Source organism: Mycobacterium sp. NGS17 (assembly GCF_059813205.1).
On sequence record NZ_JCALED010000014.1, the window covers coordinates 1 to 22,933 of the forward strand.

19 protein-coding genes are annotated in these 22,933 nt (G+C 67.5%); 10 read left to right on the top strand and 9 right to left on the bottom strand.

Annotated elements, in window-relative coordinates:
- Window positions 1–141: 141 nt before the first annotated feature.
- The 9 genes from AC5Y7E_RS22920 to AC5Y7E_RS22960 all read left to right on the top strand — a co-directional run bounded on the left by AC5Y7E_RS22920 (window position 142) and on the right by AC5Y7E_RS22960 (window position 10,935).
- Complete coding sequence (locus tag AC5Y7E_RS22920) at window positions 142–915, top strand: response regulator transcription factor (protein ID WP_499918396.1); 774 nt, start codon at window positions 142–144, stop codon at window positions 913–915.
- Window positions 912–2,438: a sensor histidine kinase gene (locus AC5Y7E_RS22925; protein WP_499950847.1), complete on the top strand. Its 1,527-nt coding sequence runs from the start codon at window positions 912–914 to the stop codon at window positions 2,436–2,438. Before AC5Y7E_RS22920 ends, AC5Y7E_RS22925 begins: the two co-directional genes overlap by 4 nt.
- 318 nt (window positions 2,439–2,756) lie before the next feature.
- On the top strand, window positions 2,757–2,840 hold the full coding sequence (locus AC5Y7E_RS22930) for a potassium ABC transporter ATPase (protein ID WP_499918999.1): 84 nt from the start codon (window positions 2,757–2,759) through the stop codon (window positions 2,838–2,840).
- The gene (locus AC5Y7E_RS22935) at window positions 2,837–2,926 is read left to right on the top strand and encodes a potassium-transporting ATPase subunit F (RefSeq protein ID WP_067355147.1); all 90 of its coding nucleotides are present in this window, start codon (window positions 2,837–2,839) and stop codon (window positions 2,924–2,926) included. The genes AC5Y7E_RS22930 and AC5Y7E_RS22935 overlap by 4 nt, the downstream gene beginning before the upstream one ends.
- The gene (gene kdpA / locus AC5Y7E_RS22940) at window positions 2,927–4,597 is read left to right on the top strand and encodes a potassium-transporting ATPase subunit KdpA (RefSeq protein WP_499950848.1); all 1,671 of its coding nucleotides are present in this window, start codon (window positions 2,927–2,929) and stop codon (window positions 4,595–4,597) included.
- On the top strand, window positions 4,597–6,744 hold the full coding sequence (gene kdpB, locus AC5Y7E_RS22945) for a potassium-transporting ATPase subunit KdpB (RefSeq protein WP_499918399.1): 2,148 nt from the start codon (window positions 4,597–4,599) through the stop codon (window positions 6,742–6,744). Before kdpA ends, kdpB begins: the two co-directional genes overlap by 1 nt.
- A gap of 1 nt (window position 6,745) precedes the next feature.
- The gene (locus AC5Y7E_RS22950; RefSeq protein ID WP_499918400.1) at window positions 6,746–7,669 is read left to right on the top strand and encodes a potassium-transporting ATPase subunit C; all 924 of its coding nucleotides are present in this window, start codon (window positions 6,746–6,748) and stop codon (window positions 7,667–7,669) included.
- A 12-nt stretch (window positions 7,670–7,681) separates the two neighbouring features.
- On the top strand, window positions 7,682–10,255 hold the full coding sequence (locus AC5Y7E_RS22955) for an ATP-binding protein (protein ID WP_499918402.1): 2,574 nt from the start codon (window positions 7,682–7,684) through the stop codon (window positions 10,253–10,255).
- Complete coding sequence (locus AC5Y7E_RS22960; RefSeq protein ID WP_499918404.1) at window positions 10,255–10,935, top strand: response regulator; 681 nt, start codon at window positions 10,255–10,257, stop codon at window positions 10,933–10,935. The genes AC5Y7E_RS22955 and AC5Y7E_RS22960 overlap by 1 nt, the downstream gene beginning before the upstream one ends.
- Before the next feature lie 64 nt (window positions 10,936–10,999).
- On the opposite strand, the gene AC5Y7E_RS22965 is transcribed toward AC5Y7E_RS22960, so the two are convergent.
- The 8 genes from AC5Y7E_RS22965 to mfd all read right to left on the bottom strand — a co-directional run bounded on the left by AC5Y7E_RS22965 (window position 11,000) and on the right by mfd (window position 20,692).
- Window positions 11,000–11,287, bottom strand: a complete 288-nt coding sequence (locus AC5Y7E_RS22965; protein WP_499918405.1) for a hypothetical protein — start codon at window positions 11,285–11,287, stop codon at window positions 11,000–11,002.
- 101 nt (window positions 11,288–11,388) lie between these two features.
- Window positions 11,389–12,345, bottom strand: a complete 957-nt coding sequence (locus tag AC5Y7E_RS22970) for a Ppx/GppA phosphatase family protein (RefSeq protein ID WP_499918406.1) — start codon at window positions 12,343–12,345, stop codon at window positions 11,389–11,391.
- Entirely contained in the window at window positions 12,339–12,827 is a 489-nt protein-coding gene (locus AC5Y7E_RS22975; RefSeq protein ID WP_499918407.1) for a DUF501 domain-containing protein, read from the bottom strand. Before AC5Y7E_RS22975 ends, AC5Y7E_RS22970 begins: the two co-directional genes overlap by 7 nt.
- The gene (locus AC5Y7E_RS22980; RefSeq protein ID WP_499918409.1) at window positions 12,820–13,527 is read right to left on the bottom strand and encodes an FtsB family cell division protein; all 708 of its coding nucleotides are present in this window, start codon (window positions 13,525–13,527) and stop codon (window positions 12,820–12,822) included. The genes AC5Y7E_RS22975 and AC5Y7E_RS22980 overlap by 8 nt, the downstream gene beginning before the upstream one ends.
- Before the next feature lie 20 nt (window positions 13,528–13,547).
- Window positions 13,548–14,837: a phosphopyruvate hydratase gene (gene eno, locus AC5Y7E_RS22985; protein ID WP_499918410.1), complete on the bottom strand. Its 1,290-nt coding sequence runs from the start codon at window positions 14,835–14,837 to the stop codon at window positions 13,548–13,550.
- Between the two features lie 65 nt (window positions 14,838–14,902).
- Window positions 14,903–15,631 (bottom strand): lytic transglycosylase domain-containing protein, encoded by a 729-nt coding sequence (locus AC5Y7E_RS22990; RefSeq protein WP_499919000.1) that lies wholly within the window; start codon window positions 15,629–15,631, stop codon window positions 14,903–14,905.
- A gap of 317 nt (window positions 15,632–15,948) precedes the next feature.
- On the bottom strand, window positions 15,949–16,974 hold the full coding sequence (locus AC5Y7E_RS22995) for a nucleoside triphosphate pyrophosphohydrolase (protein ID WP_499918411.1): 1,026 nt from the start codon (window positions 16,972–16,974) through the stop codon (window positions 15,949–15,951).
- 49 nt (window positions 16,975–17,023) lie between these two features.
- Window positions 17,024–20,692, bottom strand: a complete 3,669-nt coding sequence (gene mfd / locus AC5Y7E_RS23000; protein WP_499950849.1) for a transcription-repair coupling factor — start codon at window positions 20,690–20,692, stop codon at window positions 17,024–17,026.
- A 130-nt stretch (window positions 20,693–20,822) separates the two neighbouring features.
- Here mfd and lysA point away from each other — a divergent pair, with 130 nt between their 5' ends.
- The gene (gene lysA, locus AC5Y7E_RS23005) at window positions 20,823–22,163 is read left to right on the top strand and encodes a diaminopimelate decarboxylase (protein WP_499918415.1); all 1,341 of its coding nucleotides are present in this window, start codon (window positions 20,823–20,825) and stop codon (window positions 22,161–22,163) included.
- A gap of 9 nt (window positions 22,164–22,172) precedes the next feature.
- On the opposite strand, the gene AC5Y7E_RS23010 is transcribed toward lysA, so the two are convergent.
- Window positions 22,173–22,766, bottom strand: coding sequence for a TetR/AcrR family transcriptional regulator (locus AC5Y7E_RS23010; RefSeq protein WP_156656103.1), 594 nt, complete (start codon window positions 22,764–22,766; stop codon window positions 22,173–22,175).
- Window positions 22,767–22,933 lie beyond the last annotated feature (167 nt).

Here is a 22,933-nt window from a genome sequence, read left to right on the forward strand (position 1 = left end):
CGCAACGGCACGCCTGTTCGCTGCCCCGCGACTCAGCCCACCGCCCCGCGCAGTCGGACGCGGCCGCTGACCGACGGCTACATTTGAGGTTTCTATGAACTCCGTGACAGTCACGTGTGCGGCTTGCCAGAATGTAGGAACATGACCGCAATGTCGGGAACCTCAGCCGCGCAGCGCCCACGTCAAGCCATCCTGGGGCAGCTGCCCAGGATCTACCGTGCCGACGGGTCACCCATCAGGGTTTTGCTGGTCGACGACGAGCCGGCGTTGACGAACCTGGTGAAAATGGCGCTGCATTACGAAGGCTGGGTCGTCGACATCGCCCACAACGGACGCGAAGCCATGGCCAAGTTCGACCGGGTCAACCCGGACGTCCTCGTCCTCGACATCATGCTTCCCGATGTGGACGGGTTGCGAATACTGGAACGCGTCCGGCAGTCCGACGCCTACACCCCCACGCTGTTCCTCACCGCGCGCGACTCGGTGATGGACCGGGTCACCGGTCTGACCGCGGGCGCCGACGACTACATGACCAAGCCGTTCAGCCTCGAGGAACTGGTTGCCCGGCTGCGCGGCTTGCTGCGCCGCTCCGGGCAGCAACCCACGCCGACCGCCGAGACGCTCAAAGTCGGCGGACTCAAGGTCGACAGCGCCAGCCGGGAAGTCACCCGCGACGGCGACCCGATTTCGCTGTCCTCCACCGAATTCGAATTGCTGCGCTTCCTCATGCGCAATCCCCGCCGCGCGTTGAGCCGGACCGAGATCCTGGACCGTGTCTGGAATTACGACTTCGCCGGCCGCACCAGCATCGTGGATCTCTACATCTCGTACTTGAGGAAGAAGATCGACTCCGGGCGGGAACCGATGATTCATACCGTCCGTGGTGTGGGGTACATGCTCCGGCCGGCGGAATGACCCGAGACCCGATCGGCGTATCCAGGGACTTTCCCCGGTGGTTCCCCCATTCGCTGCGGCGCCAACTGCTGTTGGGGGTGCTGGCGGTGGTCAGCGTGGTGCTGGTGACGATCGGGATCGTGTCGGTGTTGAGCCTGCGCGGCTACGTCAACATCATGAGCGATGCCGATGTGGCCGAGTCCCTGGACGCGTTCAGCCACCAGTACACCAAATACCGCAACGGCGAACATGTTTCGCCGAAGCCCGGCACCCCGCCGATCGCACAGGCGATGCTGGAGTTCACCGGGCAGACGCCGGGCAACCTGATCGCCGTGTTGCACAACGGCACCGTGATCGGGTCGGCAGTGTTCTCCGAAGACGAACCCAAACCCGCGCCGGCCGACGTCGTCCGTGACCTTCAATCGCAATCCTGGGGTGATGGGCCGCCGCGCACCGAAGTTCTCGGCAGGCTGGGGCCTTACCGCATCGACAGCACTGTCAACGGGTCCGACGTCCTCGTCGTCGGGGTGTCGCACAACCTGGCCGACCGAATCATCGCCCGAAAACAGCTCACCACCATCGTGCTCACCGCGGCGGCATTGCTGGTCACCGCCGGGCTCACGGTGTGGGTGGTCGGCTACACCCTTCGCCCGCTGCGCCGGCTCGTGGCCGTCGCCGCCGGTGTCGCCGCCATGCCGCTCACCGGCGACGACCACCTGATCAGCGTCCGGGTACCACCGCAGGACACCAACCCCCAGAATGAGGTGGGGATCGTCGGCCACACGCTGAACCGCTTGCTGGACAACGTCGATAGCGCTCTGGCGCATCGGGTCGACTCGGATCTGCGGATGCGCCAATTCATCACCGACGCAAGCCATGAGTTGCGCACACCGCTGGCCGCCATTCAGGGCTACGCCGAACTGACCCGCCAGGACAGTTCGGCGCTGCCGCCGACCACCGAATACGCCTTGGCCAGAATCGAATCCGAGGCTCGTCGGATGGCATTGCTCGTCGACGAGTTGCTCCTGCTTTCGCGGCTGGGTGAAGGCCAGGATCTGCAGACCGAAGAGGTCGACCTGGCCGAGTTGGTCAGCAACGCGGTGAACGACGCGACGGTGGCAGCCTCGACGCACCACTGGGTCAAAGACCTGCCCGACGAGCCGGTATGGGTGCTCGGCGATCACGCCCGGCTGCATCAGCTGGTCAGCAATCTGCTCAGCAATGCCCACGTGCACACTCCGCCAGGGGTTACGGTGACGACCGGAATCACCTGCCGCCGTGTCGGTCCCGGTGCGCCCTACGCGGAAGTGACCGTCACCGACGACGGCCCGGGCATCGACGCCGAGCTGCTGCCCAGGTTGTTCGAACGGTTCGTCCGGGCCGACAAGTCGAGGTCCAACGGCTCGGGCAATGGACTGGGTTTAGCCATCGTCAATTCGATCGTCAAGGCTCATCAAGGTTCGGTCACCGCCGAATCCGACGAGAGCCGCACCGTTCTCCGGGTGCGGCTGCCGTTGATCACCAGGTCGACCGCCGACAAATAATCGCAGTAGCGCACCCGCGGTGGTCGCATGGATGCCGTTGCCGCAGCCGCTGATTGACCGACACTGCGGTTCTTTCTTGCCCGGGCCCCAGGCGTAAAGGAACCGTAAATGTGCACCGTGCGCCCGTTAGGAAACCGTCAACCGGACGCGCCGGCGGATGCCACCGAGCTAATTTCGAGCTGATCTTGACTGGCGAGACCTTCGCTGATGGTGGTGACCCGCTGTGCCCGGCTGTGCCGCGCTTGCGATCACCACACGATGTGGCCGGCTCGTCGAGTCCCATTTCGTATGAACGTGGTTGGCGCGGACGGAGAAATGATGGGCGTGGCGGTGTATCTCGTGCTGACGGTGGCGGTGTTCGCCGCACTCGGCCTGGCTCAAAAGTTGGTCGAGCGGCTGTGAACTACCAGAATGCGGTCGGCCTGGGGCTTTCCATCCTTATCGCGCTCTACCTCGCAGGCGCCCTGCTGTTCCCGGAGAGGTTCTAGATGAACACGACGACAGCCGGGATCCTTTTTTGGGTCGTTCTCGTCGTGGCGCTGGTGGTCGTGCATATTCCCTTCGGCGACTACATGTTTCGGGTGTACACGTCGGACAAGGACCTGCAGGCCGAGCGAGTGATCTATCGACTGATCGGGGTCGATGCCCGCGCGGAGCAGACCTGGGGCGCCTACGCCCGCAGCGTGTTGGCGTTCTCGTCGGTCAGCATCCTGTTCCTGTTCGTGTTCGAACTCGTGCAGGGAAAGTTGCCGTTGCATCTGCATGACCCGGCCACCAAGATGACGCCCTCACTGGCCTGGAACACCGCGGTCAGCTTTGTCACCAACACGAACTGGCAAGCGTATTCGGGTGAAACGACCCAAGGCCATCTCGTGCAGATGGCCGGGCTGGCTGTGCAGAACTTCGTTTCCGCCGCCGTCGGTATGGCGGTGGCGGTGGCGCTCGTGCGCGGGTTCGCCCGCCGGCGTACCGGCGAGCTGGGCAACTTCTGGGTGGACCTGGTGCGCGGAACGCTGCGCATCCTGCTGCCCATCGCCATCATCAGCGCGATCCTGTTGGTGGCCGGTGGGGCGATCCAGAACTTCCACCTGCACGACCAGATCGTCGCAGGAGTCAACGGCACCGCGCAGACCATCACCGGCGGTCCGGTGGCCAGCCAGGAGGTCATCAAGGAACTCGGCACCAACGGTGGCGGTTTCTACAACGCGAACTCCGCGCACCCGTTTGAGAACCCGACCGCGTGGACCAATTGGCTGGAAATCTTCCTGATCCTGGTGATCGGCTTCTCGCTGCCCCGCACCTTCGGACGGATGGTGGGAAACACCAAGCAGGGCTTCGCGATTGCGGCCGTGATGGCGACGCTCTACACGATCAGCACGACGTTCATGCTGTGGTTTCAGGTGCAGCACCACGGCACGGTGCCGACGTCGATCGGCGCCGCGATGGAGGGAGTCGAGCAGCGCTTCGGCGTCACCGACTCCGGGGTGTTCGCCGCCGCCACGACGCTCACCTCGACCGGTGCCGTCGACTCCGCTCATGACTCCCTCACCAGCCTGGGCGGCATGATCGCGATGTTCAACATGCAGCTGGGCGAGGTCGCGCCCGGCGGCACCGGGTCCGGCCTGTACGGCATCCTCGTGCTGGCGGTGATCACCGTCTTCGTCGCCGGGCTGATGGTCGGGCGCACCCCCGAATACCTCGGCAAGAAGATCACCCCCCGCGAAATCAAGCTTGCCGCAAGCTATTTCCTGGTCACGCCGTTGATCGTACTGACCGGCACCGCGATCGCGATGGCACTGCCCGGCGAGCGGGCCGGCATGCTCAACGGCGGACCGCACGGACTCTCCGAGGTGCTCTACGCGTTCACCTCCGCGGCCAACAACAACGGGTCGGCCTTCGCCGGGCTCAGCGCCAACACGATTTGGTGGAACACGGCCCTCGGGCTGGCGATGGCCTTCGGCAGATTCCTGCCCATTGTGCTCGTGCTGGCCTTGGCCGGCTCGCTGGCCAAGCAGGGCGCCACACCGGAGTCGACGGGCACCCTGCCCACCCATCGGCCGCAATTCGTCGGGATGGTGGCCGGCGTCACGTTGATCGTCGTTGCCCTCACGTTCTTGCCCATGCTCGCGCTCGGGCCTCTCGCCGAAGGAATCCACTGATGACCGCGACCGCGATCGAGCCGGCCGAACAGACGCAACCGGCTCCGGTAAGCCGAAAACGGGTGCAGGGCGGCCTGCTCGACCCGAAGATGCTGTGGAAGTCGACCCCAGATGCGCTGCGCAAACTCGACCCGCGCACCCTCTGGCGGAATCCGGTGATGTTCATCGTCGAAATCGGCGCCGCCTGGAGCACCGTGCTGGCGTTCCTGAGCCCGACGTGGTTCGCCTGGCTGACGGTGATCTGGCTATGGCTGACCGTGCTGTTCGCCAACCTCGCCGAGGCGGTCGCCGAAGGCCGGGGCAAGGCCCAGGCCGAAACGCTGCGTCGGGCCAAGACCCAAACCATGGCCCGGCGGCTCAAAGACTGGGCGCTCGGAGCCACCGCGGTCGAGGAAGCCGTCGCCGCGGCGCAGTTGCAGCAGGGCGACATCGTCGTGGTCGAAGCCGGACAGGTGATCCCGGGTGACGGCGATGTCGTGGAAGGCATTGCCTCGGTGGACGAATCGGCGATCACCGGTGAATCGGCGCCGGTGATCCGCGAATCCGGTGGCGACCGCTCGGCGGTCACCGGGGGAACCACCGTGCTGAGCGACCGCATCGTCGTGAAAGTCACCCAGAAGCCGGGCGAAAGCTTCATCGACCGGATGATCGCGCTGGTCGAGGGCGCCAACCGGCAGAAGACTCCCAACGAGATCGCGCTGAACATCCTGCTGGCGGCGCTGACCATCATCTTCGTGTTCGCCGTCGCGACGCTGCAGCCGCTGGCGATCTACTCCAAGGTCAACAATCCGGGCGTCCCGGATGGCCAGGCGCTGGGCGCAAGCGGTGTCACCGGGATCGTGATGGTGTCGCTGCTGGTCTGCTTGATTCCGACGACGATCGGTGCGCTGCTGTCGGCCATCGGCATCGCCGGCATGGACCGGCTGGTGCAGCGCAACGTGCTCGCCATGTCCGGGCGGGCGGTGGAAGCCGCCGGCGACGTGAACACCCTGCTGCTGGACAAGACCGGCACTATCACCCTGGGCAACCGGCAGGCCGCGGCCTTCGTCCCGCTCGACGGCGTCTCCGCCGAACAGCTGGCCGACGCCGCGCAGTTGTCCAGCCTCGCCGACGAAACACCCGAGGGCCGTTCGGTTGTCGTGTTCGCCAAGCGGCACTTCGGGTTGCGGGCACGCACGCCAGGTGAACTGGCCCAGGCCCAATGGGTGATGTTCTCGGCCACCACCCGGATGTCGGGTGTCGACCTCGACGGGCACCTGTTGCGCAAGGGTGCCGCGAGTTCGGTGGCGGAATGGGTACGCGCGCAAGGCGGTACGGTGCCCCAGCAGCTCGGCGAGGTCGTCGACAGCATCTCCGCCGGGGGCGGTACTCCGCTGGTGGTCGGGGAAAGCCGTGGCGGCACAGCGTCGGTGCTCGGCGTCATCCATCTCAAGGATGTTGTCAAGCAGGGCATGCGCGAGCGGTTCGACGAGATGCGGCGGATGGGCATCCGGACGGTGATGATCACCGGTGATAACCCATTGACCGCCAAGGCGATTGCCGATGAGGCCGGAGTCGACGACTTCTTGGCCGAGGCCACTCCCGAGGACAAACTCGACCTGATCAAGCGCGAACAGGAAGGCGGCAAGCTGGTCGCGATGACCGGTGACGGGACCAACGACGCGCCGGCCCTGGCTCAAGCCGACGTGGGCGTGGCGATGAACACCGGCACGTCGGCCGCCAAAGAGGCCGGCAATATGGTCGACCTGGACTCCGACCCCACCAAACTCATTGAGATCGTGGAGATCGGTAAGCAGCTGCTGATCACCCGGGGCGCCCTGACCACCTTTTCGATCGCCAATGACATTGCCAAGTATTTCGCGATCATCCCGGCGATGTTCGTCGCACTGTTTCCCGGGCTGGACCTGATCAACGTGATGCGGCTGCACAGCCCGCAGTCGGCGATCCTGTCCGCGGTGATCTTCAACGCGATCATCATCGTGCTGCTGATCCCGCTGTCGCTGCGCGGTGTGCGATACACGCCGAACAGTGCGTCAAAGTTGCTGAGCCGCAACCTCTACGTCTATGGCCTCGGCGGCATCGTCGCCCCGTTCGTCGGCATCAAGTTGATCGATCTGATCGTCCAATTCATCCCGGGGATGTCCTGACATGTCTTTGTCGAATTTCGTTCGCCTGCACTGGGCGGCACTGCGCACCCTGCTGGTGCTGACCGTTGTCACTGGTCTCGCCTACCCAGCGTTCGTCTGGCTGGTCGCGCAGTTCCCCGGGTTGCGCGACCAGGCCGAGGGGTCGATTCTGACCGCCAACGGTAAGCCGGTGGGCAGCAGACTGATCGGTCAGCTGTTTACCGACAAGGACGGCAACGCGCTGCCGCAGTACTTCCAGAGCCGGCCCTCGGCGGCCGGCAACGGGTATGACCCGACCTCGTCGGGCGGCAGCAACCTCGGCCCGGAAAGCATCGTCGACACGCCCGCCGATCCGTCGCAAGTGGCGGGCGGCAAGTCGGCGTCGGACGCCGGCTTCAAACCGAGCTTGTTGACGACCGTGTGCTCGCGCAGCGCCGCGGTGGGCAAGCTGGAGGGGGTCGACGGGTCGCGACCGTTCTGCACCGGCGGTGGCGTGGGTGCGGTGTTGTCGGTGATCGGCCCCCGCGACGCGCGCGGCGGCATCATCCGACCGACCCGGGTGGTCAGCGTCAACGAGCCGTGCGGAGCGACGATCACACCGTTCCTCGCCCTGTACCAGGGCGTGCGGGTGGAATGTGCCAGGTACGGCGAGGACTACTCGATCGGGCAGACCGTCCCCATCCGCGGTGCCGCACCCGCCGATCCGGCGGTGCCTGCGGACGCGGTGACGGCCGGCGGCAGCGGCCTGGATCCGAACATCTCACCCGCCTACGCCGACATCCAGGTGGCGCGGGTGGCCAAGGTGCGCCACGTCAGTCCAGAGCAGATACGTGAGGTCGTCGCGCAGAACAGCAGCGGTCGCGGGCTCGGATTTTTCGGTGAACCATGCGTCAATGTGCTGCAACTAAATCTGCAACTCGACCACCGGTACCCGGTCACGAGTTAGCACCGAGGGGGGATGATGGTTGACGTGAGCGACGTCAGCCTCCGCGACCACCATCCCAAACGCGGGGAGCTGCGCATCTATCTTGGCGCGGCTCCGGGCGTGGGCAAGACGTACTCGATGCTGGGCGAGGCACATCGGCGGCTGGAACGAGGCACCGATCTGGTGGCCGGCGTGGTGGAAACCCACGGGCGGTCGAAAACCGCTGAGCTGCTTGAGGGCATCGAGCTCATCCCGCCCCGCCAAGTCGACTATCGCGGCGGCAGCTTCGCCGAACTAGACGTGCCCGCGGTCCTGCAGCGCCGCCCCCAGGTCGTCCTCGTCGACGAACTCGCGCATACCAATACACCGGGCAGTAAGAATGCCAAGCGCTGGCAAGATGTCGAGGAACTGCTCGACGCCGGGATCACTGTGATCTCAACGGTCAACGTGCAACATTTGGAAAGCCTGAACGACGTTGTCGCCCAGATCACCGGCATAGAACAGAAGGAGACGGTGCCCGACTCGGTGGTCCGACAGGCCTCTCAGGTCGAGCTGATCGATATCACGCCAGAAGCATTGCGCCGCAGGCTATCTCACGGCAACGTCTACGCGCCGGATCGCATCGATGCTGCGCTGTCCAACTACTTCCGTCGCGGAAACCTGACCGCGTTAAGGGAATTGGCCCTGCTGTGGCTTGCCGACCAGGTCGACACGGCGCTGGCCAAGTACCGCGCCGAGAACAAGATCACCGACATGTGGGAGGCGCGCGAGCGGGTCGTCGTGGCGGTCACCGGTGGGCCCGAATCCGAGACGCTGGTGCGACGGGCGTCGCGTATCGCGTCGAAGTCCACCGCGGAGCTCATGGTGGTGCACGTCGTGCGCGGCGACGGGCTGGCCGGCCTGTCGGAATCGCGGATGGCCAAGATTCGCAAATTGGCGAGCAGCCTCGACGCGTCGATGCATACGGTGGTCGGTGACGAGGTGCCCACGGCGCTGCTCGAATTCGCCCGCGAAATGAACGCCACGCAGCTGGTGATCGGCACCTCGCGGCGATCACGCTGGGCACGCCTCTTCGAGGAGGGCATCGGTCCAAGGATTGTCGAGCTGTCGGGAAAGATCGACGTACACCTGGTCACCCACGAGGAGTCCAAACGCGGCTTCCGGGTGTCTTCACTCGTACCCCGCGAGCGGCGGGTGGCATCGTGGCTGGCGGCCTTCATCGTGCCGTCGGTCATCTGCGCGATCACGGTCACAATGCTGGACCCATATCTGGACACCGGCGGCGAGAGCGCGCTGTTCTTTATCGGCGTGCTGCTGGTGGGCCTGCTGGGAGGCGTTGCGCCCGCGGCGCTTTCGGCCGTGCTGTCGGGCCTGCTGCTGAACTACTACCTGATCGCACCGCGGCACAGCTTCACCATCGCCGAACCCAACAGCGCCATCACCGAATTGGTGCTGCTGCTCATCGCGGTCGCCGTCGCCGTGCTGGTCGACTTCGCAGCCAAACGCACCCGGGAAGCCCGACGCGCCTCGCAGGAGGCCGAGCTGCTGACCCTTTTCGCCGGGTCGGTGCTGCGCGGCGCCGACCTGGAAACGCTGCTCGAACGGGTACGGGAGACCTACGCCCAGCGTGCCGTCAGCATGCTGCGGGAAACCGGCGAGGAAGCGCTCGCCGGCGGGAAGAAGAGCGAAGTCATCGCCTGCGTCGGCAGAACCCCCTGCGCCACCGTCGATTCCGCCGACACCGCGATCGAAGTCGGCGACGACGAGTTCTGGATGCTGCTGGCCGGCCGACAGCTCTCCGCGCGCGACCGGCGGGTGCTCGGCGCGGTGGCCAGGCAGGCCGCGGGTTTGATCAGACAGCGTGAGCTTGCCGAAGAGGCGAGCCGCGCCGAGGCGATCGTCCGGGCCGACGAACTTCGGCGCTCACTGCTGTCGGCGGTCAGCCATGACCTGCGCACCCCGCTGGCCGCGGCCAAGGTCGCCGTCTCCAGCCTGCGCGCCGAGGACGTCGCCTTCTCCCCCAACGACACCGCGGAACTGCTGGCCACCATCGAGGAGTCGATCGACCAGCTGACCGCGCTGGTCGGAAACCTGCTCGACTCATCGCGTCTGGCCGCCGGGGTGATCCACCCAGAGCTGAGCCGGGTGTATCTGGAGGAGGCCGTGCAGCGGGCCCTGGTCAGTATCGGCAAGGGCGCCACCGGGTTCTTCCGGTCCGCCATCGATCGGGTCAAGGTCGAGGTAGCCGACGCCATGGTGATGGCCGACGCCGGGCTGCTGGAACGGGTGCTGGCCAACCTGATCGACAACGCGCTGCGTTACGCGCCCGACTGCGTGGTCCGGGTCAACGCGGGCCGGGTGGGTGATCGCGTGCTGATCAATGTCATCGACGAGGGCCCGGGGATTCCGCACGGGGCCGAGGAACAGATCTTCGAAGCGTTTCAGCGCCTTGGCGATAACGACAACACCATCGGTGTCGGCCTGGGCATGTCGGTGGCGCGCGGCTTCGTCGAAGCCATGGGCGGGACGATTACGGCCACCGACACCCCGGGCGGCGGCCTGACCGTCATCGTGGATATGGCTGCGCCACAAGCGATGGACGCGTGATGACGCGCGTCCTGGTGATCGACGACGAACCGCAGATCCTGCGTGCGCTGCGCATCAACCTGTCAGTGCGGGGCTACGAGGTGATCACCGCGTCCAGCGGTGCCGGCGCATTGCGCGCGGCCGCCGAGCACAAGCCCGACGTGGTGATCCTCGACCTCGGCCTGCCCGACATCTCCGGCATCGACGTGCTGGCCGGTCTGCGCGGCTGGCTCACCGCACCCGTTATCGTGCTCTCGGCGCGCACCGATTCCTCGGACAAGGTCGAGGCGCTGGATGCCGGCGCCGACGACTACGTGACGAAACCTTTTGGGATGGACGAATTCCTGGCGCGACTGCGGGCGGCAGTGCGGCGCAACACCGCCGCCTCCGAGCTGGAGCAACCGGTGATCGAGACCGAATCGTTCACCGTCGACTTGGCCGCCAAGAAGGTCACCAAGAACGGCAGCGAAGTGCATCTCACCCCGACCGAATGGGGAATGCTCGAGGTCCTCGTCCGCAATCGCGGCAAGCTGGTCGGCCGTGAGGAACTGCTCAAAGAGGTGTGGGGACCGGCGTATGCCACCGAAACACATTACCTGCGTGTGTATCTCGCGCAGCTGCGCCGCAAACTCGAGAACGACCCGTCGCATCCCAAGCACCTGCTGACCGAGTCGGGCATGGGATATCGCTTCGAGGCATGAAACCCGCGGCCGGGTGCGCACGCCACTCTGGCGTCCGCTCCGGTGAGTTAGTTAATTGCCCGCCTCATAGCGACAGCCGGGCCGCCTCGCGCAATGCCAGCACACGCTGGTGGATCCGATGTTCGGTGCCACGCGGCATATACCCGGGCCCATACCGGCCTCGCCCGAGTCGCAACACCCTGCCGCGTTCGACCTCCCATCGCAGCGCATCCGAGATCGCCTTCGATGGTCTCCCGCACACTCCGAAGCTGTGCCATTGCAGCGCATCGATCAATTCGGCGATGGTCGCCGGGCCGTGCACCGCCAGTTGCATCGCGAGCACGTAGCGCAATTCAATTCCGCGAAGTGTCATCCCCGGACGGTCGCATACGGGTACGACACCGCCGAGACTGTCGCTACGAGGCGGGCAAAAGGTGTGCCCTTCTTTCTAGAGGGCGGTGTGGCCTGTGTGATCTACGCCGAGATGGACAACACGATGCCGTCCAGGATGTCGTGCTCGCTGACCGTCAGCTCGCCGATGCCCGCTCGGGCACGCAGTTCGCGTGCCAACTCCTCGACCACGATCGCACCCCCGCCGATCACGTCGGCGCGACCCTCGTGCATCGGCGGCAAGGCCGCGCGCTCGGCGCGCGTCATGCCGATCAGCCGTTCGCAGACCGACAACAGGTCGTCGCCGGGTACGCACGAAAGATGAATGGCCGCAGAATCATACGCCGTCAAATTGTGGGCCAGCGCGGACAGCGTCGTCATCGTCCCGGCCAGCCCGACCCAGGTCTTCGCCCCCTCCACCGGCACCTCACCCAGCGCGACCTCCAGGCGTTCGCGCACCACCGCGCGCGCCGCCGCGACCTCCTCGGGCGTCGGTGGATCGGAATGCAGGCAGCGTTCGGTCAGCCGTACGCAGCCGATGTCGGCGGAGTAGCTGGCCGTCACTCCCCCGTCAGCATCGGCTCCGACCACTATCTCGGTGGAGCCACCGCCCAGGTCGACCACGACGAAAGGGCCCGCCGCACTGTCTAACTCGCCGACCGCCCCACGGAAAGAGAGCTCGGCCTCTTCGGCGCCGGTAATCACCTCCGCCACCGCTCCGGGCAGCACCGCGCCCAACACCTCGGCCGTCATCGCAAAGAACGCATCGCGGTTGGCGACATCGCGGGCGGCGGATGTCGCCACCATTCGCACCCGCCGCGCGCCGTGCTCGTCGATCAACGCCGCATAATCGCTCAGCGCCGCGCGGGTGCGCGCAATCGCGTCCGCCGCGAACTCACCGGTCGCGTCCACGCCCTGGCCCAGCCGCACGATCCGCGTCTCCCGGTGCACGTCAACCAGCCGGCCACCGTCGAGGTCGGCGATCAGCAAGCGAATTGAGTTGGTACCGCAGTCGATTCCCGCGAGCCTTACGTTCACCATTGGCCTGCCGCCAACACGCCCGCCATCGCGGGCTCGTCAGCCAGGATCGCCAGCGCCTCGTCGCCGAACGGATTGACGCCGGGGCCCTTGGCCAGCGAGTGGGCGATCAGTACGTGCAGGCATTTGACCCGGTCCGGCATTCCGCCGCCGGAGAACGTCGTTCCCAACGATTCGATCGCGTCTCGTTCGGCCAGATACGACTCGTGGGCGCGCCGGTAGGCGGCCGCCAACCCGGCGTCCTGGGCCAGCCGCTCGGTCATCTCGCGCATCAAGCCCGTGGTCTCCAGCCTGCTTGCAGCGGCCGTCAACGCCGGATGGGTCAGGTAGTACAGCGTCGGAAACGGCGTGCCGTCAGGTAATTTCGGCGCTGTCTTCACCACGCCGGGCTCACCATTGGGACACCGGTAGGCGATCTCGAGTACCCCGCGCGGCTCGCGCCCGAGCTGGCGCGCCACCGCTTCCAGGTCGGCATGGTCAACCACCGGGACCCGTGGGGTTCGGTGCGGGCACCGGCTCGGTCGATCCCGGCTCCGCCGGAGGGGGCGGGGGCGCAGGCGATTTGGCGGGCGGCAGGTGCGGGGCGTCGGCGATGGTGTGCCACAGCGACGTGTACCAGGGATCTCCGTTGGCCGGCTTCGCCGACGGGGATCCCGGCTGCGCGGGCTCGGCCGCCGACGGCGGAAGCTGAACCTGAAACGGGATGTCTCCTGGCTTGACGAAGCCCAGCCGCTCGCGGGCCTGCGCCGCAATGTAGGCCGGGTCGGCGAGTTTGGCCTTCCGCTGCTCCAACTCCGCGACCTGACTGCGCAGCGCAGCCTCGGTGGCGGCGAGCTGATTCATCTCGGTGCGCTGCGCGAAATAGGTGCGCACCGGTCCGGCGATGGTCAGCGTCAGCACGCAGACCACTGCGGCGAGCACCGCCGCGCGGCGCGCGGTGAAGCCCAGCCGTTGTTCGGAGCGCTGCTCAAGGGATTCGGCGGCCTGGCGCACGATGGGCTCGACGACATGCTCTTGCTGCGTACGCGTGGGATTGCGGCCGGCCTGGTTCGCGGTGGGCGACGTCCGCGACGACGGCTTGGACGACGGCTTGGCCGTGCGACGCCCCCGACCCGAATCGCCGGCCTTCCCCGGGCGGGATGCCGGGGAGCGCCGCTTCGAGTCGGGCCGTTTCGCGTCAGCCATGTCAGCCGTTGAACGTCAAGCTATTTCGCCTCCACGGCATACCGAGGGAAGGCAAGGTCACCGGCGTAGCGAGCCGCGTCGCCGAGCGCCTCCTCGATCCGCAACAGCTGGTTGTACTTGGCGACGCGCTCGCTGCGGGCCGGCGCACCGGTCTTGATCTGCCCGCTGCCGACGGCCACCGCCAAATCGGCGATCGTGGTGTCCTCGGTCTCGCCGCTGCGGTGGCTCATCATCGTGCGGTAGCCGCTGTGGTGGGCCAGCGCGACGGCGTCCAGCGTCTCGGTGAGCGTGCCGATCTGATTCACCTTGACCAGCAACGCGTTTGCGACGCCCTTGTCGATGCCCTCTTCCAGCCGTTCGGGATTGGTGACGAAGATGTCGTCGCCGACCAGCTGCACCCGGTCGCCGATCGACGCGGTCAACGTCACCCAGCCGTCCCAATCGTCTTCTGACAGCGGGTCTTCGATGGACACCAGCGGGTACGAGCCGAGCAGGCCGGCGTAGAACTCCGCCATCTGCTCGGCGGTGCGGGTGGCACCCTCGAACTTGTAGCCGGTCCCGTCGGTGAAGAATTCGGTGGCGGCCGCGTCGAGGGCCAGCGCCACGTCGGCGCCGGGCTTGAAACCGACCGACTCGATGGCCCGGCTGATCAGATCCAGGGCCGCCGTGGTGCCGGCGACGTCCGGGGCGAAGCCGCCCTCGTCGCCCAGGCCCGTACTCAGACCCTCCTTCTTGAGCACCGACTTCAGCGCGTGATACACCTCGGCGCCCCAGCGCAGCGCTTCGGCGAAGCTGGGCGCACCGATCGGCGCGACCATGAACTCCTGGATGTCGACGGCGGTGTCGGCGTGCGCGCCGCCGTTGAGGATGTTCATCATCGGCACCGGCAGGATGTGCGCGTTCGGGCCGCCCAGGTAACGGAACAGCGGCAACTCGGCGGAGTCGGCGGCGGCCTTGGCCACGGCAAGCGACACACCCAGGATCGCGTTGCCGCCCAGCCTCGACTTGTCGGGCGTGCCATCCAGATCCAGCAGCGCCTGGTCCACCAGCCGCTGGTCGTCCGCGTTCAGGCCGATCACAGCCGGACCGATCTCGTCCAGCACTGCCTGCACCGCTTTGCGCACGCCCTTGCCGCCGTAGCGCTCGCCGCCGTCGCGCAGCTCGACGGCCTCGTGCTCGCCCGTCGACGCGCCGGACGGCACCGCCGCGCGGGCAAAGGTCCCGTCGATCAGGGCTATCTCGACCTCGACCGTCGGGTTACCGCGGGAGTCGAGGATCTCGCGGGCCCCGACCTGCTCGATAATCGGCACTGAGTTCTCCTTGCTTGGACTTGCGTAGTCGCCGGTGCGCTTTCGCCGGTCAGCGATACATCCTGCTACAGCGGGTGACCTTTCGCGTAAGCGGTCGCCCAATCCCGGACGGCCCGGGCGTAGACACCGGAATTGTTGTAGGCGCGCAGCGCCGTGATCCAACCACGGGGAGTTCCGAGATCCTTTCCGCGCCAACACAGATAGCCGGCCGCCGCGAGCGCGGCGTCGTCGATGTTGTCGGGGCTGACGCGGCCGTCGTTGTGAGCGTCGACACCATAGAGCCGCCACGTCTCCGGGATGAACTGCATCGGCCCCATGGCGCGCGTCACGCCGTCGTCGTCGGTGACGGCTTCCTCGGTGTCCACGATGCGCAGGGTGCCGCCGCTGCCGTCGAGGCGGACGCCCCGAATCGGGGGGCTCACATCGCCGTTGGGGGCCAGCCGCGCGCCGCGATAGGTGCCGTGGTGGCTCTCGACCTGGCCGATGCCGGCCAGGGTGGTCCAGGCGATGTGGCATTTCGGGTTTTCCACTTCCGCGACCCGGGCGGCGTAGGCGTAGGCCTCGAGCGCGATCACCGGGATCTCCAGCCCCGCCGACCGCTGTTGCGCCCACTCCCGCAACTGATCCGCGGGCCGGCCGCTGGCATGAGTGTCCACCGCCGGCACCGCATCCCCGGCCGGCGGCGGGACGCCGTCGGGAATGAACAGGCTGAGCTGCCAGGTACAACTAGAGGCCAGCACGATCGAGGTCGCGCCGATCACGGCGGCCGCGCGCAGCCAACGCCTCGGCGACACCATGCTTTCCTGAGCTCCCCACACTCGCCTGCACCAACTTCCGCCACACCATCGTCCCATGCGTTCGGCAACTACCCGGTTGCCTCGGGCCTCGGCGCACCGACCTATCGCCGGTTTCAGCTAATCATCGGTTAGCTGCTGGTCGCCCTGGCTAGCCCGGCCAGACCGAGGCCGACCACGGTGATTCGCAACCTCATCCGCGATATTACCGAGTGGCCGATGACATATCCGGCAAACATTTCGGTGATCGCTCACGCGGACGGGCGAAAGTGTTGAAAAAAGGCGCGGGGCCCCGCGGTAACGACGTGGCCACTGCCTCAGGCGTCACCGGCCGCGGCGTCGGCGCCGGATTCCACCTCGACCAAGTCGGAGTCGGCCTCGACCGCCGACGCTTCATCGTCGAGTGCCGCCGCGACGGTCGGCCAGTGCTCACGCCACTCCTCCTCGGAGATCTCGCCGGGCGGGGCCACGTCGAACTCGTCGGGAACGTCGGTGCCGCGGCGTGCGGCCGAGATCGTCCGCTCGACGTCGCGGACCGTCTCCACGAAGCCCAGAACGGCGGCGCGCAGGGCACTTTCGGCGTCGACGTCGGCCGACACCGAGATCGAGCTGATCGCCTCGGGGATCAGGTCGGCGGGTAGGCCCGCTTTGCCGGCACGGGCAATGACCTTCTGGGCGAGCGCCAATGCGGGCTGCCCGGTGTGCACGTCGTCCATCACCGATTTCCGTGGCTTCTCGGCCGCCTTGCGCTCTTCCCACTGGGCCAGTTGTTCTTCGAGCGAAATAGATTGCCCGGCAAGCACTCCCGGTACCCGATTGCCCAGTTTGCGCATCAGGGTGGCGGCGACGTCGTCGATGGTGAAGGGAGACTGCGCCGCATCCTCGGCGATGCGGGCGTGGAACAGCACCTGCAACAGCACGTCGCCGAGCTCTTCGCGCAACGCCTCGGCGTTGCCGCTGCCGACCGCGTCCAGCAGTTCGTAGGTCTCCTCCAGCAGAAATCTGCGCAGGGAGTCGTGCGTTTGCTCGCTTTCCCATGGGCCGGCGGTGCGCAGTTTGTCCATCATCGCCACGGCATCGACCAGCCGTTCACCACGTGGCGTCTCGGGCGCCGAGATCAGCCGGGCACCGGCCGCCAACCGTGCGACGACGGCGGGGTGCTCGCGGTCCGACGACAGCAGCACCGGCGCGTCGTCGCCGGAGTGCACCGGGCGCGCCGCTGACAGCGACCAGGGCACCGCGACGGGCATCTCCTCGGTGTATTGCACCTCGCCGGACAGGTGCTCGATGGCTTCGACGGGGACCAGCGAGGGCCGGCGGGGGTCGAACAAGACGACGATCAACTGCGCCCCTCCTCCTCATCGCTTCGCTCTGCATCGTCGCTGGCGCGGATCATCGCGCCTGTCGCTCCTCACTTGCCATCGATGCAGGCAGCTCACTCGTTATACCAATATCTGTCTGCGGTTTACCCTGCAGTGCCGTCACCAGGTTGGCCACCATCTGCACCAGCTCGACATCGCGCAGACGCGGCGCGCCGACCCCGCCGGCCCGCGGGATGGGAACCTGCACCGTCGACGTCGTGGCCCGATAGCTCGCCGCCGGATACATCCGCTTGAGTCGCACCTGAGCGGAATCCGGCAACGTCATCGGCGACAGGCGCACGGTCGACGCCGACGCCGCGGACACCTCGGTGATGCCGGCGGCGCGGCACAGCAGCCGCAGGCGCGCCACCGCCACCAGCCGAAGGGCCGGCTCGGGTAGCGCCCCGTACCGGTCGACGAGTTCCTCGACCACCGCGTCGATCTCACCGTCGGAGGACGCCGCGGCCAGCCGCCGATACCCTTCCAGGCGCAGCCGGTCACTGGCGATGTAGTCCGGCGGCAGGTGCGCGTCGACCGGCAGGTCGATGCGCACGTCCTTGGGCTCCTCGGTGGTGGTGACGGTCTGGCCGTCGGCGGCCGCCCGGTAGGCCTCCACCGCCTCGCCCACCAATCGGACGTACAGGTCGAAGCCGACCCCGGCGACGTGTCCGGACTGTTCGACCCCCAACACGTTGCCGGCGCCGCGGATTTCGAGGTCCTTCATCGCGACGGCCATGCCCGCGCCCAACTCGTTGTTCTGCGCGATGGTGGCCAGCCGGTCGTAGGCCGTCTCGGTCAGCGGCGAGTGCGGCGGATAAAGGAAGTAGGCGTAGCCACGCTCTCGGCTGCGGCCGACCCGGCCGCGCAGCTGGTGCAGCTGCGAGAGACCGAAGGTGTCGGCGCGCTCGACGATCAGCGTGTTGGCGTTGGAGATGTCCAGCCCAGTTTCCACGATCGTGGTGCACACCAGGATGTCGTATTCGCGGTTCCAGAACCCCTGCACCGTGCGCTCGAGCCGTTCTTCGGGCATCTGCCCGTGCGCGACGACGACGCGCGCCTCGGGCACCAGCTCCCGGATCCGGGCGGCCGTCCGGTCGATCGAGCTGACCCGGTTGTGCACGTAGAAGACCTGCCCGTCGCGGAGTAGCTCGCGCCGCAGGGCGGCCGCGACCTGCTTGTCGTCCTGCGGCCCGACGTAGGTCAGCACCGGATACCGCTCTTCGGGCGGCGTCAGGATGGTCGACATCTCGCGGATCCCGGCCAGGCTCATCTCCAGCGTCCGCGGGATGGGGGTGGCGCTCATGGTCAGCACGTCGACGTGGGTGCGCAGGCTCTTGATGTGCTCCTTGTGCTCGACGCCGAACCGCTGCTCCTCGTCGACCACGACCAGCCCGAGGTCCTTCCAGCGCACGCCGGTCTGCAGCAGCCGGTGCGTGCCGATCACCACGTCCACCGATCCGTCGGCCAGCCCCTCGATGACGGCCTTGGATTCGGCCGCGTCGGTGAACCGGGACAGGCCCTTGACGGTCACCGGGAATCCGGTCATCCGGTCGCTGAAGGTCTGCAGATGCTGGTCGGCCAGCAGGGTGGTTGGCACCAGCACGGCCACCTGCTTTCCGTCCTGGACCGCCTTGAACGCCGCCCGCACCGCGATCTCGGTCTTGCCGTAGCCGACGTCGCCGCAGATCACCCGGTCCATCGGGATCGGCTTTTCCATGTCGCCCTTGACCTCGGTGATCGCGGTCAGCTGGTCAACCGTCTCGGCGTAGCCGAACGCGTCTTCCATCTCGGCCTGCCAGGGCGTGTCCGGACCGAACGCGTGGCCCGGGCTGGCCTGCCGCTTGGCGTACAGCGACACCAGCTCGCCGGCGATCTCGCGCACCGCGCGGCGGGCCTTGGTCTTGGTGTTGGTCCAGTCGCTGCCGCCCAGCTTGCTCAGCGCGGGCGCCTGCCCGCCGACGTACCGCGACAGCTGGTCCAGCGAATCCATCGGCACATACAGCTTGTCCGAGCCGCCACCCCTCTTGCTCGAGGCGTATTCGAGCACCAGGTACTCGCGGCGCGCGCCGCCGACGGTGCGCTCGACCATCTCCACGAACCGGCCGATGCCGTGCTGGTCGTGCACCACCAGATCACCGGCCGTGAGCGCCAACGGGTCAACGGTGTTGCGCCGCTTGGCCGCCAGGCGCTTGCCCTCGACGGCCGCCACCCGGCTGCCGGTCAGGTCGGTCTCGGTGATCACCACCAACGTGGCGCCGGGGATGATGACGCCGTCGTGCAGCGGGCCCTTGAGCACCCCGACCACGCCAGCTTTGGGGGCGGCGCCCGATTCGAGCATGGCGGCGGGGGTGTCGCATTCGGCCAGCCGTTCCACCACGCGGTGCGCGGTGCCGGCGCCGGGTGCGACGACGGCGGCGTAGCCGCCCGTGCTGACGTGCGCGCGCAGCATCGCGAAGATGCCGTCGATGTCGTGCTGGTGCCCGCGCGCCGACGGCGCCGACCGGATCTCCAGCTCTACGGCCGACTCGTCGGACAGCTGGCTCAGCGTCCACCACGGATGCCCGCCGCGGGCCGCCGCGGCTCGCACGTCATCGAGTTCGGCGAAACCCGATCCGCCGAACTGCGTCACGTCGACGGGGGCGTCGGTGCCCAGCGCGGCAACCGACCACGACGCTTCGAGGAATTCGCTGCCGGTCTTGATCAGGTCGGCGGCCCGGGTGCGGACCTTCTCCGGATCGCACAGCAAGACCGGTGTGCGCTGGGCCAATTGGTCGGTGAGCAGCACGTGTTCGCCGGGCCGAAGCACCGGCAACAGCGCCTCCATACCGTCGACCGCGATGCCCTCGGCGATCTTGGCCAGCATGTCGGTGACGCTGCCGGTGATGGCGGGCTCGGTGGTGCGGTGCCGCGCGGCCAGCTCGGCGGCGCGCTCACGCACCTCATCGGTGAGCAGCAGTTCGCGGCAGGCCACCGCGATCAGGGTGTCGACGTCGAGCTCCGGGATCGAGCGCTGATCGGCGACCGAGAACATCCGCATCTCGCTGACCTCGTCGCCCCAGAACTCGATGCGCACCGGGTGCTCGGCTGTCGGCGGGAAGACGTCGAGAATGCCTCCGCGCACGGCGAATTCGCCGCGCCGGCCGACCATGTCCACCCGGGTGTAGGCCAGCTCGGCGAGCCGGGTGATCACGCCCTCGAATTCGATTTCCGCGCCCACGCTCAACGTGACCGGCTCCACCAGCCCCAGCTGCGGCGTCATCGGCTGCAGCAACGAGCGCACCGCGGTCACCACCACCCGCAAAGGGGGCCCGGATGGGCGCCCGTCAGGACCGAGGCCGGGATGGGCCAGCCGGCGCAACACCGTCAACCGGGCGCCGACGGTGTCGACGCCGGGCGAAAGTCGTTCGTGGGGCAGGGTTTCCCACGACGGAAAGACCGCGACGGCGTCGCCGAAGACGCCGCGCAGTTCAGCGGTCAAGTCGTCGGCTTCGCGCCCGGTCGCGGTGACTACCAGCAGAGGACCCAACCGCGCCAGCGCACTGGCGACGAATAGCCGTGCGCTGGCTGGACCCACCAGGTGTAATTCGGCCGGCGAAGCGGCCGCGCTGTCGATCAGCTGCTGGAAGGTCGGCGCGGTGAGCGCCAATTCAACGAGCCCCGCGATCGGGGTTTCTGGGCGAGCAGCCCCCGGTGCGGTCATGATGAATTCCATTCTAGGGGCCCTCGGTGTCCGGGCCGGACACACCGAACCTCGTCAATATCGAGCTCTCCGGCGTCAAGGGATCGTAAGGAAGGCACCACCGGGTTACCCGCGGACGCACGTTGAATTCATGACATTGCTGGACATCCTGCCGTCTCTCGGTCAGGCGGCTTCCCCGCGTTTCGATCCCGCGATCTGGCCCATCACCGCACACCCCGACGAGGCGGGCAGGCTGTGCGTCGGCGGTGTACCACTGACCGATATCGCCGACGAGTTTCACACCCCGGCCTACGTCATCGACGAAACCGACTTCCGGCATCGCGCCCGCCGCTACCGCAAGGCGCTGCGCGGCGTCGAGGTGGTGTACGCCGGGAAGTCGCTGCTGAGCACCGCGGTGGCCCGCTGGGCCCGCGACGAAGGCCTCGGGCTCGACGTCTGCTCCAGCGGCCAGCTGGCCGTCGCCCTTGCCGGCGGAGTCGACCCCGCGCGCATCGTCATGCACGGCAACGCGAAATCGCCCGAGGAGCTGCGCGAAGCGGTGCGGGTCGGGGTGGGACGCATCGTGCTGGATTCGGGCATGGAAATCGCCTACCTCGCCGGGCTGGCACAGCGCCGCCAGCGGGTGCTCATTCGGGTGACCCCGGACATCGACATCCACGGCCACCGGGCGGTCACCACCGGCATCAGCGACCAGAAGTTCGGGTTCACGCTGCATGGCGACCGCGCCGACGTCGCGGCCCAGCGGGTGCTCGCGCACCCGATACTCGACCTGGTCGGCCTGCATTGCCATATCGGCTCCCAGGTCACCGACGCCGACCTGTACGGCGAAGCGATCCGCCGGATGATCGCGGCAATGGCCGACATCCGAACCAGGCACGGCGTCATCCTCACCGAGCTCAACATCGGCGGCGGCCACGCCATCCCCTATCTGGCCGGCGACCGCGAGCTCAACCTCGAACAGTTGGCCGACGTCATCGAGAACGCACTCGACGAAGCCTGCGCCGCCGAACATTTCCCGCGGCCCCAGATGGTGGCGGAGCCGGGGCGGGCCATCTGCGGCCGGGCCGGCGTGACGCTGTACCGGGTGTGCTCGATCAAAACCCAGCCGGGTGGACGCACCTTCGTCGCGGTGGACGGCGGCATGAGCGACAACCCGCGGGTGTCGCTCTACGGCGCGCAATACACGGCCGCGCTGGCCAACCGGCATGCGCTGGGGCCCAAGCACCGGGTCACCGTCGTCGGCCGGCACTGCGAGGCGGGCGACGAGATCGCCCGCGACATCGAGCTGCCCGCGGACCTGCACCCCGGCGACCTGTTGGCCGTGGCCTGCACCGGCGCCTACCACCACAGCATGGCGTCGAACTACAACATGGTCGGCCGCCCGGCGCTGGTGGCGGTCAAGGACGGGCACGTCCGCGAATTGGTTCGCCGGGAGACCGTCGCCGACCTGCTGGCCCGCGACTGCGGTTAGCCCGCGCGGCTACTCGTCCTGCAGCCGAGGGTCGGCCTCCAGGTGGGTCAGCCCGTTCCACATCAGGTTGACCAGGTGGGCGGCCACCACTTCCTTCTTGGGTTCCCGCGTATCGAGCCACCACTGGGCCGTCATCGACACCGAGCCGACGAGGGCCTGGGCGTACAGCGGCGCCAGCCCGGGATCCAGGCCACGGCGGGAGAAATCGCCGGCCAGGATGGAGCTGACCTGGTTCACGGCGTCATTGAGCAGGCTGGAGTAGGTGCCCGAGCTGATCGCGGCCGGTGAGTCGCGGATCATGATCCGGAAGCCGTCGGTGCGCTGTTCGACGTAGGTGAGCAGCGCCAGTGCGACGCGCTCGACGCGTACCCGCGACCGGTTGTTGGTCAGCGACGAGGTGATGCCGTCCAGCAGCGCGGACATCTCGCGGTCGACGACGACCGCGTAGAGGCCTTCCTTGCCGCCGAAGTGCTCGTAGACCACCGGTTTGGACACGTTGGCGCGCAGCGCGATCTCCTCGATCGAGGTGCCTTCGTATCCGCGTTCGGCGAACAGCGTGCGCGCGATGCCGACGAGCTGCTGGCGGCGCTCGGTGCCGGTCATCCGGGCGCGCGGCGCCCGCACTTCCTTCTCCACCTTGTCCGGGTCACGATCGAGCACGGCCACGTCAATCAGCGTATCGGTGAACAGCCGACAAGCGGCCCGCATCGTCGTCAGACTAAAGTCTTCTTGGCGCCGTCGGTATAAAACCGCCGCTCGCCATCGGTTAG

Bases quoted from the DNA above. Each gene is read 5' to 3' on its own strand.
- AC5Y7E_RS22920 (WP_499918396.1), top strand. From the start codon at position 142: ATGACCGCAATGTCGGGAACCTCAGCCGCGCAGCGCCCACGTCAAGCC.
- AC5Y7E_RS22925 (WP_499950847.1), top strand. From the start codon at position 912: ATGACCCGAGACCCGATCGGCGTATCCAGGGACTTTCCCCGGTGGTTC.
- AC5Y7E_RS22930 (WP_499918999.1), top strand. From the start codon at position 2,757: ATGGGCGTGGCGGTGTATCTCGTGCTGACGGTGGCGGTGTTCGCCGCA.
- kdpA (WP_499950848.1), top strand. From the start codon at position 2,927: ATGAACACGACGACAGCCGGGATCCTTTTTTGGGTCGTTCTCGTCGTG.
- kdpB (WP_499918399.1), top strand. From the start codon at position 4,597: ATGACCGCGACCGCGATCGAGCCGGCCGAACAGACGCAACCGGCTCCG.
- AC5Y7E_RS22950 (WP_499918400.1), top strand. From the start codon at position 6,746: ATGTCTTTGTCGAATTTCGTTCGCCTGCACTGGGCGGCACTGCGCACC.
- AC5Y7E_RS22955 (WP_499918402.1), top strand. From the start codon at position 7,682: ATGATGGTTGACGTGAGCGACGTCAGCCTCCGCGACCACCATCCCAAA.
- AC5Y7E_RS22960 (WP_499918404.1), top strand. From the start codon at position 10,255: ATGACGCGCGTCCTGGTGATCGACGACGAACCGCAGATCCTGCGTGCG.
- AC5Y7E_RS22965 (WP_499918405.1), bottom strand. From the start codon at position 11,287: ATGACACTTCGCGGAATTGAATTGCGCTACGTGCTCGCGATGCAACTG.
- AC5Y7E_RS22970 (WP_499918406.1), bottom strand. From the start codon at position 12,345: ATGGTGAACGTAAGGCTCGCGGGAATCGACTGCGGTACCAACTCAATT.
- AC5Y7E_RS22980 (WP_499918409.1), bottom strand. From the start codon at position 13,527: ATGGCTGACGCGAAACGGCCCGACTCGAAGCGGCGCTCCCCGGCATCC.
- mfd (WP_499950849.1), bottom strand. From the start codon at position 20,692: ATGACCGCACCGGGGGCTGCTCGCCCAGAAACCCCGATCGCGGGGCTC.
- lysA (WP_499918415.1), top strand. From the start codon at position 20,823: ATGACATTGCTGGACATCCTGCCGTCTCTCGGTCAGGCGGCTTCCCCG.
- AC5Y7E_RS23010 (WP_156656103.1), bottom strand. From the start codon at position 22,766: ATGACCGGCACCGAGCGCCGCCAGCAGCTCGTCGGCATCGCGCGCACG.